The 351-nt window shown below is 33.0% G+C and carries 1 pseudogene; it reads left to right on the forward strand.

The annotated features are described in order from the left end of the window. A pseudogene (locus PPOP_RS18415) lies at nt 1–351 on the forward strand (pyruvate kinase); the annotation flags it as partial.

Here is a 351-nt window from a genome sequence, read left to right on the forward strand (position 1 = left end):
GTTAGCACAAATCGGCGAAAGATTAATAAAACAATACGCGGCAACACAAATAAGCAAACATAAATTTATTGAATGTTATGACCCTAGTTTCCCTAAAGACCCTTATGCAGATTTTCATACTGTCGTTACCGTTTATATTTTTCGTGATCAAGAAGGAATGAAAAAACTGCTTACCCTTGATTCCCCCGATGAGAAAATATCTTTTTACAAAAATATTAACAGGCCTTATAGACATGGCTGTAATCTTATACTTAATTCAGATGATCAAGTATATATGTCAGGTGGCACAACACAAATAGGCACAAAATTATTATCCCTTGAAACAAAAATCTTTATGGGAATTGATGAAGA

This window comes from Paenibacillus popilliae ATCC 14706 (assembly GCF_000315235.1).
In the GTDB taxonomy this organism is placed as follows: Bacteria; Bacillota; Bacilli; order Paenibacillales; family Paenibacillaceae; genus Paenibacillus_B; species Paenibacillus_B popilliae.